Source organism: Alteromonas sp. H02 (genome assembly GCF_059682525.1).
Map to the genome: position 1 here is coordinate 4934705 of NZ_CM185021.1, position 15685 is coordinate 4950389.

The following is a 15685-nucleotide window of genomic DNA, read 5'->3' on the forward strand; positions in this document are numbered from 1 at the left end:
AACTGGCCTTAAATACAGCTGACACAGTGGGTAGTACATAGCGTTAATATTTCTTATACTCAATAGAATATACCAGTGTCGGGGATTCCTTATCTAGTACCGGAGACGGCTCAGTAAAAACATCGGGAGTACTGATAGAAGCAGAATACGAGCAAAATAATTGGGGCTTTACTTTTGGTTTCGAGCGTTGGAACTACCAATGGACCAAGCCTGAAGCACTGCCATTTATCAATGGTATAGGCACTGACCCCTGGAGCAGTTTTACTACCCTGCAACTTGGCTTGGAATACGAACAGGAAATCAATGATCGCTGGGAGCTGGTTTATTATGTTGAAGCCGAATCATCTTATGAAAAACAAACGGCGGGCTCGAATGAATATGAAGTCGGCCTGGATATTGGTTATGAACCGTCTGATAGCTGGAGCTTTGTATTAAACACTAACTATGAATACCTGGATGCAGATGGTGGTGAGTTTGGCGTGGATTTAGAAGTTACCTGGAATGATCACAGTAAGGAAGGTTGGTCTGGAGAACTTGAAATAAGCAGTGAATTTCCAGAGTCTCGCCTGACATATCATTTTTCCAATGCGTTTTCGACAACCCTGTTTTACAATGACAGTGGCACCAATACTATCAGGCTGGCTGATGATAGCCCGGTCACGGGTATGCAGGGAGGATATCTTGAAGATCTATCTTGATGACAACTACTTCACTGATTCCTGAAAAGTACCCATTTGACACACGTGCAACTGGCCTTAAATACAGCTGACACAGTGGGTAGTACATAGCGTTAATATTTCTTATACTCGGTGTTTTACCGTCAATCTGACATTCCAGAGATCCCAGAATTGTGCTGGATGCTCAATTGTATGGCTGCGAAAGGCTTAATGAATCGTGCTCACGCCTATAAGGCGGCCGTTGCCGCCAACCAAGAGGCGGGTGAAGATACGGATTACGGCGTGACCATGGGTTTGTATAGCTACCCTGTGCTGATGGCAGCTGATATTTTGATGTTTAACGCCAACAAAGTACCTGTCGGCAAAGATCAAATTCAACACGTCGAGATGGCTCGCGATATCGCGGCGCGTTTTAATCATCACTATGGCCAGCACTTTGTGGCTCCTGAAGCCGTAGTTGATGACAAGGTGGCGGTGTTGCAAGGCCTCGATGGTCGTAAAATGAGTAAGAGCTACGGCAATACCATTCCCCTGTTCTTGACCGAAAAACAACTGAAAAAACACATCAACAAAATTAAAACCAACTTGCTGGAGCCCGGAGAGCCGAAAGATCCCGATAGCTCCACGGTGTTTCAAATTTGGCAGGCTTTTGCCAGTGAGCAACAAACCGTCGATATGCGTCAGGCATTTGCCGATGGCATCGCTTGGGGTGAAGCCAAGAAGCAATTGTTTGAGTTGGTTAACGGAGAGCTGGCGGAGGCTCGAGAGCGCTATAACGAGCTGTTGGCCAATCCTGCAGCGATTGAAGAAAAACTGCAGCAAGGCGCTGAAAAAGCGCGTTCTTTCAGTTCGCCTTTGTTGGCCAAGTGCAGAAAATCAGTGGGTATTCGCCCGATAGGCTAAGCTCCCGCCATGCTAGGAGCCTCAGTGCTCCGGTCGTGCTAGGCGAGTTGGCGCAGGGCCTTTTTGGTATTCCCGATCAGCCCCTCGACGAGGGGTTTTATCCCTTCTCTTATACAGAATGTTGTACTTCGAGATCGCCAGGAGGGCGCGATAGTGTTGGATCGGGGGTTTCTTCGTTCCTGCCTCTATCGTTTTGACCTGGCGCCTCTTGTCGTCATTCACCTCTGCTTCTAGCGGCCACTAACGTCTGATTATCAGTAACGGTGAACGGCCGCGCAACAAACTCTACTCTCGCAATCCATCGTCGTTGGCAAACCTCTGGCACAAGGACTAGGCTTTCTTTGATTGTCTGCCAAATTGCCCATCAATAATTCTCAACTTGGCCGATATCCCTATAGTCATGTTGCAATTGGTGAGTGATTCATGGAGTCGAATGTCAAGCTGTTGGTCGTGTCTGGTGTGGTTACCCTGTACGCCAATGGGTATTGAGTTTACCCATCCCGCTTCGTCTACTTCTAGCTAGGTATCCCAAACACTTAAGTAAAATCATGCAAATCATTCATCGTGCTATTTCTTGCGATATTGTGCATCGGGCTGGGTATCTTAAGAAGCAAGCAAACACAGGAGCGGTGACTTACATTCAGCGATTTGGTAGTGCACTGAATCTCAATATTCACTTTCACATGCTCTTTTTGGAAGGCGTTATCACTCAGGAGTGTGGACAGTCCAAATTCAAGTGCGTTAAAGCACCAAACCACAATGATATGGAAACCCTCGTGAATGTCATTAGCCATCGCATCGCGACCTACTTGGAGAAGGCCGGGCTCGTTCAACGGGATATGGACAACACATTTCTCGATTTACCCATGGATGACGAAGATAGTTTACTGCCCTTGCAAGCAGCCTCTGTCAATTACCGCATTGCTGTAGGACCAGATACAGGCAAAAAAGTCTTTGCCTTGCAAACCTTACCTGCCAAAGACGAACAACATTACGGTCAATTAGCTCAAATAAACGGTTTTAGCTTACACGCTGGGGTGTTTGCAGACAGCCATCAAACTGACAAACTGGAAAGGCTATGCAGATATATCTCAAGGCCAGCGTTAAGCGAGCAACGATTGAGTCTAACCGATTCAGGAAAAGTAAGATATCAACTGAAAACTCCCTATCAAGACGGTACCACACATGTCTTTTTTACTCCCTTGGATTTCATAGGCAAGCTCGCGGCACTGGTGCCAGTGCCGAGGCTAAACCTTACGAGGTTTTATGGCGTGTTTGCTCCCAATGCTAAGGTGCGTGCCGAGGTAACGGCTTCACAACGCGGTAAGAATAGCCCTCGCTTAGCAGAGCATCTGAAAGATTCAGATAAACCATACCATGCGCGAAGCATGTCGTGGGCACAAAGGTTAAAAAGAGTATTCAATATTGACATCACAGTCTGTGAGGCTTGTGAAAAAACCAACGTCAAAATTATTACTTGTATTACGGATCCGGCTGTTATCCATAAGATTTTGGCGCACCTTGACAAGCAGACTCTTCTTGAAGCAAAAAACGATTCTCTAATGCCGCCACTTCGAGCTCCACCAGCCACAGCCTCATTCAGTGACTACATCATTCAACGCGACTTCGATTTTGGCGCATGAAGCACAAAAAACAGACCATCACTTGAACATGCAACATGTTGAGGTAAGGGCTTTCACATATCTCATTGCGGATTTCAGTACCAAAGACCAGTTATATTGCGTCTATCTTGATGACAACTACTTCACTGATTCCTGAAAAGTACCCATTTGACACACGTGCAACTGGCCTTAAATACAGCTGACACAGTGGGTAGTACATAGCGTTAATATTTCTTATAATCAAACCACAATGATATGGAAACCCTCGTGAATGTCATTAGCCATCGCATCGCGACCTACTTGGAGAAGGCCGGGCTCGTTCAACGGGATATGGACAACACATTTCTCGATTTACCCATGGATGACGAAGATAGTTTACTGCCCTTGCAAGCAGCCTCTGTCAATTACCGCATTGCTGTAGGACCAGATACAGGCAAAAAAGTCTTTGCCTTGCAAACCTTACCTGCCAAAGACGAACAACATTACGGTCAATTAGCTCAAATAAACGGTTTTAGCTTACACGCTGGGGTGTTTGCAGACAGCCATCAAACTGACAAACTGGAAAGGCTATGCAGATATATCTCAAGGCCAGCGTTAAGCGAGCAACGATTGAGTCTAACCGATTCAGGAAAAGTAAGATATCAACTGAAAACTCCCTATCAAGACGGTACCACACATGTCTTTTTTACTCCCTTGGATTTCATAGGCAAGCTCGCGGCACTGGTGCCAGTGCCGAGGCTAAACCTTACGAGGTTTTATGGCGTGTTTGCTCCCAATGCTAAGGTGCGTGCCGAGGTAACGGCTTCACAACGCGGTAAGAATAGCCCTCGCTTAGCAGAGCATCTGAAAGATTCAGATAAACCATACCATGCGCGAAGCATGTCGTGGGCACAAAGGTTAAAAAGAGTATTCAATATTGACATCACAGTCTGTGAGGCTTGTGAAAAAACCAACGTCAAAATTATTACTTGTATTACGGATCCGGCTGTTATCCATAAGATTTTGGCGCACCTTGACAAGCAGACTCTTCTTGAAGCAAAAAACGATTCTCTAATGCCGCCACTTCGAGCTCCACCAGCCACAGCCTCATTCAGTGACTACATCATTCAACGCGACTTCGATTTTGGCGCATGAAGCACAAAAAACAGACCATCACTTGAACATGCAACATGTTGAGGTAAGGGCTTTCACATATCTCATTGCGGATTTCAGTACCAAAGACCAGTTATATTGCATCTATCTTGATGACAACTACTTCACTGATTCCTGAAAAGTACCCATTTGACACACGTGCAACTGGCCTTAAATACAGCTGACACAGTGGGTAGTACATAGCGTTAATATTTCTTATAATCGGTATGGACTAGCTCCACCATGTCGTTATGGGACGGTGCTTTGATGCGGGTAAAAGTTGTGCCACTTAATGGATTTTCACTTATTGCACCTTCTAAGAACAACATGTGGAAATGGATATTTAGATTAAGAGCGCTACCGAATCGCTGAATGAGCGTAACGGCACCGGTTTTTGCCTGCTTGTTGGTAAGACCTGCTTTGTTCACAATGTGAGTGGAAATGGCGAGGTGAATGATTTGCATCACCTTGCTCAGTTCACTTGGGTACCTTGCTAGAAGCAATCGAAGCGGAATGGGTAAACTCAATACCCACTGGCGAACGGGATAACCCTGTAACACATCATCTACTAGCAATGCTGCACTTTCGGCCATTCTTCTGGCGCCACAGCTAGGGCAGAAGCCCCCTGCGTTTGCAGCTAAACGCGACTAACTTTTCATGCTTGCAGTCATTACACACCACGCGTAAAAAGCCGTGCTCTAGCCGTCCACAACGCAAGAACTCATCAAACTCACGCTCAACATACTTGGGTAAATACTTGCCTTGGTCGGCTAAGTTTGCTGTAAAATCTGGGTAGTAACGTTCAACCAATTGATAGAGTAGCGTTGTTTCCGGTCGATGGCGCTTGTATGTTTCACTTTGTTGCTTTGCCAGCACATTCGTTCATCACTGAATTATGTACCGACGAGTGTGGCAAAAAAAGGGCTAATTTACGACTGGCTGAATGACCGGTTTAGGATGTTTTTTGTCAGTCATTTAAATAGAAAAAACTACAAAGCTTGGCTTAATCTACCATCTTTTGCACAAAACGGATGTTAGTCCGTTTCCATTTAAATCGTTACTTCCAACCTCAGAATGCAAATAGCCTTAAGTGCTAAGGTTGGAAAATTATACTTATTCTTTGTTTCGTCAAATTGGGCTTCTCTGCATGATTAATTTTTTCACCGTGATGAGATAATTGTAGAATGCTTTGCTAGCGTTGAGTCTTTTTTGTAAGTATGCAACCGCTATCACTACCGCGATACTAGCCATTATCACTTTGTTTTTAGCCGGTGTAGGTTTGTACGGTATTTTGAGCTACAGTACTCAAATGCGTCGTTTTGAACTAGGGACTAGAATGGCGATTGGGGCAAAGCGAGCGAGTATAGTGACAGTAGTAAACGGACTGATAGGCGCCGGCATATTTGGTTTGCCAGAAGCACTCCATTCAGCGGTGGGAACATTCGCCCCTTGGTTATTGTTGATTGGCGGTATTCTGGTCATGGCCATCGTCATTTGTTTTGCAGAGCTCACCATGTTGACGGATCGCTCCGGTGGCCCACAGCGATATGTAGGTGACGCCTTTGGCGCCTATCCGGGTTTTGTGGTGGGCTGGACCTTTTTCGCTGCTCGCCTTATCAGTCAGGGAGCTAACGTATTGGTGCTGGTTGCATACGCCGCTGCGCTTTGGCCGGCTGTTGGTCAGGGAGCAGGAAAAGTTACTTTGATAATCGTTGTGTTAGGCGGGCTGACATTCATCAACGTGATTGGCATTAAGCGAGTAGTGGCGTTTTTGGGTGCGATGACAGTGCTCAAATTATTACCGTTATTGATACTGCTTGTCGTTGGCATTGGTGCTGCCACCTATGAAGAAGCAGTGGTGTTGCCTCAGTTCACCGCCATTGAAGGTATCGCATTAGCGACCTTATACGCCTATGTCGGGTTTGAAAACGCCACCATTCCGGCTGGCGAAACCAAGAATCCAAAATACGCGATGCCCCGCGCACTGCTATTTGGCATTGCAGTAGTGACGCTTATTTATTTTGGTCTGCAATGGGCATATAGCCATAGTTCAATTGCGGGCACCGGACCTGAAGCGCCGCTTACTTCTCTAGCCGGTGAGTATGCTGGTGACATAGGCGCTTTGCTAATTGCGGCCACCATTGTGGTCAGCGTGCTTGCTAACTTGACAGCAGGGCATACGTCGGCAAGTCGGATGCCGCCATCCCTTGCTGACGATGGTTTGTTGCCCGCTTGGTTTGGTAAGGTATCACGCTGGGGTACTCCAGCAAATTCGATTATATTTTACGGAGTTGGGGCAATTATGTTTGCGTTGTGAGACGACTTTTTAGCGTTGGCGGCAGTAAGCACTCTTGCTCGTTTACTCGCTTATGTTGGATCGATTGTTGCGTTGCCTAAACTTCGCAAGCGAGCCGGTAAACCGTCTGTTAATGCTGCGATCATTGTGGCTGGACCGATTGCACTAGTACTATGTATTTGGGCGACCACACAAACTAACGCCCTGCAATGGCAAACACTCGGTGGCTTTGCTTTGTTCGGCACAATGAATTCAGTATGACTGTGCTCAACCCTCTAAAAGCGGATGGACTATTGAGTGGATCATTAGAATTGATAGCGCAGAATTTTAAGGAATTGCTGTTTTTTCATTTAGACGGTATTTATCAGCAGTTGGACAATCGTTTGTTAAGTCTGTTATTAGCTGTTATCGAGGATAATGCTGAGAACTCACAAGGTTCCCTTTCCAGGCCAGATCTACAAAAACTGGCATTGTTTAGTAAGGGAAACCGCAGCCTGGAGTTAACCGGGCCTTTGCTTAAAGCGCTGCTTTTGCATCCTCTAAACAAAACAGCCTTACGTTCAGGAAAATTTGACCTGGTTATTGATTTTGCGTTAAAGAAAACCCCATCAGCAATATTGGTTTCTCGTTATCAACTGGACGGCAAAAAACACTTACAGAAAAAACTTAAAGAACTCACCAGCGAATTGATGGACATTCAGAATGGCACTAAGCAGTGACTCTTATCGCTGTTATGCCGCTTCATAATCTTTGCGTATCAGGCTGTAAAGATTCATATCGTGGAAGGCACCATTACAGAAACACTTCTCTCGCATTACCCCTTCAAACTCAAACCCCGCTCTTAGGGTTACTGAAATAGAAGGTAAATTACTGGGTAATATCAAAGATTCTACCCGGTTGATTTTGATAGGAAATTTTGCACTAAAGACATAATCCAGAATGCACTTTACAGCTTCGCTGGCGAAGCCTTTTCCCCAATGCTTTGGTGCTAAATCGTATCCAAGGATCACGCTGGCATCGAATTCGTTCCAACTATTAAATCCGCAACTGCCAATCAATTTAGGTTCGCCTTTTTTACGTATTGCCCAGCGAATACCGGTTCGGGTTTCAAACCTGGAGGAGAAATATTTGATCAATTGAACAGCTTCCTTGATTTCTTTAAAGCGCTCAACATCATAATGAGCCGTAACATCAGGATCGGAGAAAATCTCAAAGATTTGCTTGCGATCCGTCTTCTTAAGCTCATTAAGGATAAGACGCTCTGAAGTCAAAATGGGAAAAGGAGCTGCTGGCATGTTTTTCTTCTTCTAGTCGTTTTATTCCATGATAACAAATTGTTTTTGTGGTTGACAGCTTTACGCCTCTAAAGTGCACTTCTGAACTTTTCACCGAGAGCATGCAACTGCTCTTTGCTGATGATTTCGACGTTGTCAGAATCAATGCTGACACCGTCATTAAAAAGTACCGTTCTGAGAAATCCATGCCCGCCAAGGGCATCAACAAAATCATGGTGTTGCTGAGTCAAATAAACCCGTTTTTCCTGCTGAACAAGCAAATTGATGACGAGCATAAGACGGATTAAAGCTATTTTCTACCCCCTATGACAGTTGTCTTTTTGACTAGATTGGTTTGTTGAATTATCGAATTGTGGGAGTATTTTAAGGCGTGTTAGTTTGCAATGTCTTGCGACGATAGGCCTTTGGTGCAGGAAATGGGGGGTGAAGCGCGAATAGCCCCACCATTTACTAGCGTTTTTCTTTACTCTTGCAGCAGTAAATGGAGCCTACGCCCCAAAATTGAAGTCACGTAAAGCACCAAACCACAATGATATGGAAACCCTCGTGAATGTCATTAGCCATCGCATCGCGACCTACTTGGAGAAGGCCGGGCTCGTTCAACGGGATATGGACAACACATTTCTCGATTTACCCATGGATGACGAAGATAGTTTACTGCCCTTGCAAGCAGCCTCTGTCAATTACCGCATTGCTGTAGGACCAGATACAGGCAAAAAAGTCTTTGCCTTGCAAACCTTACCTGCCAAAGACGAACAACATTACGGTCAATTAGCTCAAATAAACGGTTTTAGCTTACACGCTGGGGTGTTTGCAGACAGCCATCAAACTGACAAACTGGAAAGGCTATGCAGATATATCTCAAGGCCAGCGTTAAGCGAGCAACGATTGAGTCTAACCGATTCAGGAAAAGTAAGATATCAACTGAAAACTCCCTATCAAGACGGTACCACACATGTCTTTTTTACTCCCTTGGATTTCATAGGCAAGCTCGCGGCACTGGTGCCAGTGCCGAGGCTAAACCTTACGAGGTTTTATGGCGTGTTTGCTCCCAATGCTAAGGTGCGTGCCGAGGTAACGGCTTCACAACGCGGTAAGAATAGCCCTCGCTTAGCAGAGCATCTGAAAGATTCAGATAAACCATACCATGCGCGAAGCATGTCGTGGGCACAAAGGTTAAAAAGAGTATTCAATATTGACATCACAGTCTGTGAGGCTTGTGAAAAAACCAACGTCAAAATTATTACTTGTATTACGGATCCGGCTGTTATCCATAAGATTTTGGCGCACCTTGACAAGCAGACTCTTCTTGAAGCAAAAAACGATTCTCTAATGCCGCCACTTCGAGCTCCACCAGCCACAGCCTCATTCAGTGACTACATCATTCAACGCGACTTCGATTTTGGCGCATGAAGCACAAAAAACAGACCATCACTTGAACATGCAACATGTTGAGGTAAGGGCTTTCACATATCTCATTGCGGATTTCAGTACCAAAGACCAGTTATATTGCATCTATCTTGATGACAACTACTTCACTGATTCCTGAAAAGTACCCATTTGACACACGTGCAACTGGCCTTAAATACAGCTGACACAGTGGGTAGTACATAGCGTTAATATTTCTTATAATCCCATCGATGATGCTGTCGAGAATCGGCATAGCCTTGTCCTGGTGACCGCACGAACCAAAGAGTATATGGTCAATGGGTTCACTGGCAGGCGCCGAAGCTGACGCAATCAGTGCACAGAGTATAAATGGGGTTTTCTTCATAATAAAAAAGGCGGGCTTTCACCCGCCAGCACTTGGACACACAAATGGTTAGAAAGTCACTCTGGCATTCAATGCTGCCGCACGAGGTGCGCCAATCCAGAATGCACCCGGTGCAATCGTCGAAGCATAGTCTTCATCGAATAGGTTGTTAATGGTGAAGCGAATCTCGATTTCTTCAATGCTCTCACCAAGCCCGTCGATGTAGCCACCAACATAGAAGTCACTGACAATGTAAGAATCTACTTCAGCGGCGTTGTAGATATCCAAGAAACGAGAATCTACGTACTTGGTGCTCAAGCCTGCAAAATAGTTATCTTTTGCCCAGTCTAAGCTGACAACGCCCATGGTATCTGGCGTACCCAATACCGTATTGCCTTCAATAGACACCAATGACGACTCTGGGTTGTTAGGGTCCGCAATCGCGGCTTCAGCAGCAGCAAGCGATTCGTAAACCGTACCTGAGTTGCCGATAGTACCTACGTATTCAGATTCACTGATAGTCAGCGATGAGAACAGGCTTAGGTGGTCGGTTAACATTACGTCGAGAGAAATTTCGAAACCGCTTGATTCAATCCCACCCACATTGCGATAGCCACCGGCCGCCGCTTCTAGGAAGTCGATACCAGACGCCGTTTCATTACTCGTGAACTGGATGCGGTTGTTAAACTCAATGTTGTAGTAGGTGACGCTAGCATTAAAACCAGGAGAAGAATAACGCAGACCTAAATCGACGTTATCTGCCGTCTCTGGTTGGATGAAACGCAAGTCAGCATCATCGCGTTCTAGTTGCGCATCTTTGATTGCAGCAAAGTTTTCACCATAACCTGCAAAGGCTTCTAACCCTTCAACTGGCAGTGGTACAACGATACCCGCAGAGAACAGCGTATCTGAATCTGAATTGACCTGTAGATCGTTGTCTGAGTTGAAGTTGTCTTGTTTTTTTAGCTCAACGTCAAACTGCTTAGCGCCAACGCGGACTTTGGCAAAACCGAAGTCAATCTCGTTTTCTGCGTAGAACATTAACGTATCGACTGGGAATGTGCGATCGTACTGTACCCAGTAAGGTCTTTCGTCAAAGCGGAAGCTGGTAGCAGAATCGATGATCTTGTGCCAATCACGGTATTCTTCGCGATCGTAGTCTTCCCACCAAATACCAGCGCGGAATACGTTATCAAATTCGCCAATTTTAGCGTACCAGGTAGCGTCTGCATTAAAGCCTAAACGCTCTTTTTTATAGTGAGTGTGACGGTAAGAACCTACGGGAATTGCACCTTGCTCGTAACAGCCTGGATCGTACTCTGGACCCGCACCACCGTATGGGAAGGTAAGTGAACTCTGGCAGCCATCGATAGGTGAAAGCTGTTCACCATTGCCGTTAACAAAGAATATTTGACCCAAGAATGGCCCACCGAATACGGTATTGCCGTTAAGTTCAGAGTGAGGGTTACCCGCACCGTCGTCAGTGACATTGACGAGATAAGGCGGAACCCAATCACCGCGACCTTCATTGTCGTGGTAGTAGACATTAGCTGATAAGTCTACCGCACCCATTGTCCACTCTGCCTGTAAATAGGCAAACATGTTCTCGCGCAAGGTCGACCAGCCACGACGGAATGCTTGGTCTTGATAAGGAATCCCTGTCCATTCGCTGGTCAGCTGGTCCCATTCTGAATTTTGCGCATATTGGTCTAGACCATAGATACGTTGATAGTTGTCTTCTTGAGTATCATCGTATGCTACGTAACCCGTCAGGTTAACTTCATTAATAGTCGATACAATTTTAGCTGCGAAATGGTCTCGGGTGTTTTCAGCAACCTGATCCATAAAATCGCTACTTTCTTGAGTTGATGCACTTACCCACGCGTAGGTGTCTTTAAAAATCTCACCAGTTTCGTAACGGATGAAGTATTTTGAAGCATCAAACTCTCCGCCTGTTACGCTGACTACTAGGCGCTCTTCATCACCTGGATTAATCGTGGTGAAATTGATTGTCCCACCGAGTGCTTCATGTGAACGAGACGCGATATCCGCCGTGCCCTGTGACACTTCAACGCCTCTTGTGTTTTCTGTATCGATGTAGCGGTTGGCTTTCGCACCACCGCCATAGTTTGAGTTACCGTTAGCGATGCCATCGATAGTCATACCGATTTGCTGTTCGTTCAAGTTGACTTGGAAGCCACGAATAACGATAGAAGTAGACCAATCATCGGAGCCAAATGTATCACCTTCATTGATTAGTACGCCCGGTAAATTATCGATGATAGACAATACGCTTGTCATGCTGGTTTGCTGTTTTAACATTTCGTCAGAAGTCGCGTTATTGGCGTAAGATACGCTGCGACCAACAACGGTAACTTCTTCAATCTCTGCTTCATCTACAGCGACGTCATCGGCCGCAAAAGCAGGCAAAGAGGTGGCTGCTAGCACTGATAGTGCTAGAAAACTTTTCTTGCTTGGAAATGTGTTCATTGAATGTGTTCCTAGTAGTCCGTTTGTTTTTAATGTGTGAAACCGCGGATCATGCTAGATGACTTTTGTGACATTTATATTTCTTTTTATTGAACGTTCAATTAATAAAAGTGGCGAGTTTGAGATTTAACTTAGTTAGGTGAAAGAAGAGAGTGTGAGGAGGCGGCCAAGTGGGCCCTGAAGTTATGTTTCTTACATTAGTGAATCACTGTGAATATTTTGTGACCCACAGCAAGATGCTGAAAAAATTTATATTACACTATGTAGTTTACTTTTGGTGTGATATGAAATATTTCGTTGGTTTGATGGTCGTGCTTGCGGCCATGTGTGTAGGAGCATATATAGTGAATAGTCAGTTGGTTGCCCAGAGCACACAGGATTTGTCGGGAAGAGATAATGTTGTGAATGGTAAGTTCGAGAATACTGAACCCGTTAATATGGGCAGTCTCGGCGATATGTTGCGCTTAACATTGCGTTATTTTACCGAGAAAAAGGTACATGCAATTCCAGACCAGGCACTGCCTGTTAGCACACTGACCCGCGATGATCTCCTCGCACTGTCCGATGATGAATTACACGTGGTTAAGTTTGGCCACTCTTCTGTTTTACTCAAGGTAATGGGCGAGTTTTGGTTGCTTGACCCCGTTTTTGGTAAGCGTGCTTCACCATTTTCATTCATGGGGCCAAAGCGTTTTCACAATACGCCAATGACGATTGATGAATTGCCCGATATCGATAAAGTATTGGTATCCCACAATCACTACGACCATCTAGATAAGTACTCTGTTAAAAAGCTTGTTGCGAAGACCAAACAGTTTTTGGTTCCCATCGGGGTAGAAGCCAGTTTAGAAAAGTGGGGCGTCAGCGCCGAGAAAATTCAAAGTTTCGATTGGTGGCAGGAAATGCAAACCGCAGTGGGGAAAGTGGCGTTCACTCCAACAAAACACTTCTCAGGTCGTGGTTTAACCGATGGCAACAAAAGTCTTTGGGGATCTTGGGTAATCGATACGCCAAAAGGCAAGGTGTTTTTCAGCGGTGACTCAGGCTATTTCGCGGGTTTTGCTGAAATTGGTAACCGCTATGGTCCATTTGACTTAACGTTTATTGAAACGGGGGCCTATGACAAGGACTGGGCTGATATTCACATGACGCCAGAAGAAAGCGTGCAAGCGCATCTTGATCTCCAAGGCCGTGTCATGATCCCAATTCACAATGGCACCTTCGATCTGGCGTTTCACGCTTGGTACGAGCCCTTAGAGCGAGTATTGGCTGCCGCACAAACCAATCAAGTCGTTCTGTCTACACCCAGAGTTGGCGAAGTCATGGGCGTGATGGCGCCACAGACGCAAGAGCGATGGTGGCAAGGGCTTATACCACAGCAACTCGCGATGTAAGAGCCTTGTCCAAGGCACTGATTAAAGGCCGCTCGTCAGAGCGGCTTTTTGGGACTTTAATCCTGTGCGGATTCCTCAACAGGTTCCGTTTGCAAACTCGATAGCCACTTTACTGCTTCGACAGCGGTTTCTGGGAAGGCAGTAGTATGGTCTCCGTTCATCACTTGATAGTGAACGGATTCCGGCGCTACAAGTTGTTTTTCTAGGATTTGGATAAAGGCTTCAACCTTGGTTTGTAGTTTGTTTTCTGTCGAGCCGTGAGAAATAAAGACTTTAGCTCGGCTAGCTATCCCTACCGGTTTAGGCGTTGTGTATTGTGTTATGTCCTGCCATACAGAAGGGCTACCCAGCACATAGTAGTGAAATGTATCTGGTTGACTCATCACTGTATATGCCCCAAAAGCCCCACCCAATGAATAACCAAAGTAGCTGCGTTTGGAAGGATCTGTGCGATATCTTGTATCGACAAAAGGAATCACGTCGTTGCGAATGAAGGCCAAGTGCTGCGCAGCTTGACCAAAACGGTATTTCTGTTGGTGCTCTTCATTTGTTGAAGGGGCGTAGGAGTAGTCGCTAAATCGACTGACATAAGGGCCGACTTCTTCAACCAATTGAGGGTCGCTATTCGTTTGCCATGCGATACCAATTAAAATGACATCTTCAAACAAAAATTCTGATAACGCAGAGAGTATCTCTATATGCCAATACGCATCGGTGTAGTAGACGACGGGGTAGTGTTTATCACCGGCGTCGTAATTGCTAGGTAGCTTAACGTAGAGTTCATAGCGTTTTTGAGTGGCATTGTCTGTGATATTAATGATATCGGTACGAGGTATAACAAAACCGTTTTTAGATTGGGTTGCAGCGTCACTGGAAAAAATAAATAACAATAAAGTCGTCAGTAATAGTCGTCGCATTTCAGTACCTATTGGGTTTGACAAGAATGATAGTCACGAAATCTAATTCACGTGTTTTCATTACGCTTGACGTCATACTGATTTATCGCTGAATTTCGACTGATTGTCTTAAATACTGGATTGGCTATGTTCTGCTAAATTGTTGCTATACTGTATATGAATACAGTTATTGAGGGTTGATCATGATCCCAGCACAATTTACAAAGCTTATAGCCGAGTTAGAACACTTAACAGATAGTCAAACCCGTTATGTTGAGAAGCTGCTGAAAGGCACTGATAGCGTCTCACAGTTGATAACAGAGCTTGAGGAGCGGATGGTTGAAAACCCTGAATGTCCGCACTGCCATAGCTCACTGATCAATCGGCACGGCAAGGTAAACAAGATGCAGCGTTATCGCTGCAAGAACTGCGGCAAAACCTTTGTAGCGACAACGGCGACACCGCTAGCTCGACTGAGGTACAAAGAGCTTTGGTTAGAATATATTCGCTGTATGCTGGACAGTAAGCCATTGCGTAAATGTGCCGAAGAATGTGGCCTCCACCTTGAAACATCGTTCAGGTGGCGGCACCGATTCTTGGCGCTACCATCAGCACTGAAAGCGAGCAAATTAGAAGGCATTATCGAGGCAGACGAAACACTTTTTCCCTACTCAGAGAAAGGCTCAAAACGGATGACTCGTCAGCCCCGTAAAAGAGGGGTGAAAGCGAAAAAACGAGGACGTTCAAAGGATGATTGGGTGCCAGTTTTAACGGTCAGAGACCGAGCTAAGAGTACGTATGAAGCCGTTGTGCCAAGTGTTACATCGGAAGCTTTGCATCAGGAGCTAGCAGGAAAATTAGAGAAAGACAGTGTGTTGTGTAGTGATGGCTATAAGCCCTACATAGCTCTTTCTGAGAAAAATGATTTAATACACAAGCGCTTAGATGTGGCAGGAGGAATTAAGGTGATAGATAAAGTCTTTCACATTCAAAATGTTAACGCCTATCACAGCCGTCTGAAAGCGTGGATAAAACGGTTTCACGGAGTAGCCACAAAATACTTGGAACACTACCTGGGTTGGTTCAGGTTTATGGATAATCCAGAAAACCTTAACGAAAACAGGCTCTTTTCGATTCAACAACAGTTAATCCGAACATAGCCACTGGATTAGAAATAGTCGAGTGATTGAGTTTGGGTCTATGCGAGATTATGCTAATTCGATCTAAG

At 45.4% G+C, this 15685-nt stretch carries 13 protein-coding genes and 1 pseudogene; 10 read left to right on the forward strand and 4 right to left on the reverse strand.

Annotation, left to right across the window (positions count from 1 at the left end; all coding sequences use genetic code 11):
* Positions 1 to 281 precede the first annotated feature (281 nt).
* From AC566Q_RS22805 to AC566Q_RS22820, 4 genes are all read left to right on the forward strand, one after another.
* Positions 282 to 698: a hypothetical protein gene (locus AC566Q_RS22805; protein WP_499611485.1), complete on the forward strand. Its 417-nt coding sequence runs from the start codon at positions 282 to 284 to the stop codon at positions 696 to 698.
* A 111-nt stretch (positions 699 to 809) separates the two neighbouring features.
* A complete protein-coding gene (gene trpS, locus AC566Q_RS22810; protein WP_499611490.1) occupies positions 810 to 1580 on the forward strand; it encodes a tryptophan--tRNA ligase in 771 nt (256 codons plus the stop codon).
* Positions 1581 to 2128: 548 nt separating this feature from the next.
* Complete coding sequence (locus AC566Q_RS22815) at positions 2129 to 3223, forward strand: IS91 family transposase (RefSeq protein ID WP_022992087.1); 1095 nt, start codon at positions 2129 to 2131, stop codon at positions 3221 to 3223.
* 246 nt (positions 3224 to 3469) lie between these two features.
* Positions 3470 to 4336 (forward strand): transposase, encoded by an 867-nt coding sequence (locus tag AC566Q_RS22820; protein WP_499611482.1) that lies wholly within the window; start codon positions 3470 to 3472, stop codon positions 4334 to 4336.
* 308 nt (positions 4337 to 4644) lie between these two features.
* Here the strand turns inward: AC566Q_RS22820 and AC566Q_RS22825 are convergent.
* Positions 4645 to 5209: pseudogene (locus AC566Q_RS22825) on the reverse strand (transposase zinc-binding domain-containing protein); the annotation flags it as partial.
* Between the two features lie 460 nt (positions 5210 to 5669).
* Here AC566Q_RS22825 and AC566Q_RS22830 point away from each other — a divergent pair.
* Together AC566Q_RS22830 and AC566Q_RS22835 are read left to right on the forward strand one after the other, a co-directional pair.
* Entirely contained in the window at positions 5670 to 6650 is a 981-nt protein-coding gene (locus AC566Q_RS22830) for an APC family permease (RefSeq protein ID WP_499611493.1), read from the forward strand.
* A gap of 236 nt (positions 6651 to 6886) precedes the next feature.
* Positions 6887 to 7348 (forward strand): hypothetical protein, encoded by a 462-nt coding sequence (locus AC566Q_RS22835; protein ID WP_499611496.1) that lies wholly within the window; start codon positions 6887 to 6889, stop codon positions 7346 to 7348.
* Positions 7349 to 7360: 12 nt separating this feature from the next.
* On the opposite strand, the gene AC566Q_RS22840 is transcribed toward AC566Q_RS22835, so the two are convergent.
* A complete protein-coding gene (locus AC566Q_RS22840) occupies positions 7361 to 7924 on the reverse strand; it encodes a GNAT family N-acetyltransferase (RefSeq protein ID WP_499611501.1) in 564 nt (187 codons plus the stop codon).
* 101 nt (positions 7925 to 8025) lie between these two features.
* On the opposite strand from AC566Q_RS22840, the gene AC566Q_RS22845 reads away from it, so the two are divergent.
* Both AC566Q_RS22845 and AC566Q_RS22850 read left to right on the forward strand, forming a co-directional pair.
* Positions 8026 to 8211, forward strand: a complete 186-nt coding sequence (locus AC566Q_RS22845; protein WP_071978359.1) for a hypothetical protein — start codon at positions 8026 to 8028, stop codon at positions 8209 to 8211.
* Between the two features lie 214 nt (positions 8212 to 8425).
* The gene (locus tag AC566Q_RS22850) at positions 8426 to 9337 is read left to right on the forward strand and encodes a transposase (RefSeq protein ID WP_499611506.1); all 912 of its coding nucleotides are present in this window, start codon (positions 8426 to 8428) and stop codon (positions 9335 to 9337) included.
* 409 nt (positions 9338 to 9746) lie between these two features.
* On the opposite strand, the gene AC566Q_RS22855 is transcribed toward AC566Q_RS22850, so the two are convergent.
* Positions 9747 to 12167 (reverse strand): TonB-dependent receptor domain-containing protein, encoded by a 2421-nt coding sequence (locus AC566Q_RS22855; RefSeq protein WP_499611509.1) that lies wholly within the window; start codon positions 12165 to 12167, stop codon positions 9747 to 9749.
* Between the two features lie 284 nt (positions 12168 to 12451).
* Here AC566Q_RS22855 and AC566Q_RS22860 point away from each other — a divergent pair, with 284 nt between their 5' ends.
* Positions 12452 to 13561: an MBL fold metallo-hydrolase gene (locus tag AC566Q_RS22860; RefSeq protein WP_499617597.1), complete on the forward strand. Its 1110-nt coding sequence runs from the start codon at positions 12452 to 12454 to the stop codon at positions 13559 to 13561.
* A 56-nt stretch (positions 13562 to 13617) separates the two neighbouring features.
* Here the strand turns inward: AC566Q_RS22860 and AC566Q_RS22865 are convergent, their stop codons facing one another.
* On the reverse strand, positions 13618 to 14478 hold the full coding sequence (locus tag AC566Q_RS22865) for an alpha/beta hydrolase (RefSeq protein WP_499611512.1): 861 nt from the start codon (positions 14476 to 14478) through the stop codon (positions 13618 to 13620).
* A 182-nt stretch (positions 14479 to 14660) separates the two neighbouring features.
* Here AC566Q_RS22865 and AC566Q_RS22870 point away from each other — a divergent pair, with 182 nt between their 5' ends.
* Positions 14661 to 15617: an IS1595 family transposase gene (locus tag AC566Q_RS22870; protein WP_139336491.1), complete on the forward strand. Its 957-nt coding sequence runs from the start codon at positions 14661 to 14663 to the stop codon at positions 15615 to 15617.
* The last annotated feature ends 68 nt before the right edge of the window (positions 15618 to 15685 follow it).

What these genes read in the sequence shown, in the direction of transcription:
- AC566Q_RS22815 (WP_022992087.1), top strand. Translation starts at nt 2,129, where the DNA reads ATGCAAATCATTCATCGTGCTATTTCTTGCGATATTGTGCATCGGGCT.
- AC566Q_RS22830 (WP_499611493.1), top strand. Translation starts at nt 5,670, where the DNA reads ATGGCGATTGGGGCAAAGCGAGCGAGTATAGTGACAGTAGTAAACGGA.
- AC566Q_RS22835 (WP_499611496.1), top strand. Translation starts at nt 6,887, where the DNA reads ATGACTGTGCTCAACCCTCTAAAAGCGGATGGACTATTGAGTGGATCA.
- AC566Q_RS22840 (WP_499611501.1), bottom strand. Translation starts at nt 7,924, where the DNA reads ATGCCAGCAGCTCCTTTTCCCATTTTGACTTCAGAGCGTCTTATCCTT.
- AC566Q_RS22845 (WP_071978359.1), top strand. Translation starts at nt 8,026, where the DNA reads ATGCAACTGCTCTTTGCTGATGATTTCGACGTTGTCAGAATCAATGCT.
- AC566Q_RS22855 (WP_499611509.1), bottom strand. Translation starts at nt 12,167, where the DNA reads ATGAACACATTTCCAAGCAAGAAAAGTTTTCTAGCACTATCAGTGCTA.
- AC566Q_RS22860 (WP_499617597.1), top strand. Translation starts at nt 12,452, where the DNA reads ATGAAATATTTCGTTGGTTTGATGGTCGTGCTTGCGGCCATGTGTGTA.
- AC566Q_RS22865 (WP_499611512.1), bottom strand. Translation starts at nt 14,478, where the DNA reads ATGCGACGACTATTACTGACGACTTTATTGTTATTTATTTTTTCCAGT.
- AC566Q_RS22870 (WP_139336491.1), top strand. Translation starts at nt 14,661, where the DNA reads ATGATCCCAGCACAATTTACAAAGCTTATAGCCGAGTTAGAACACTTA.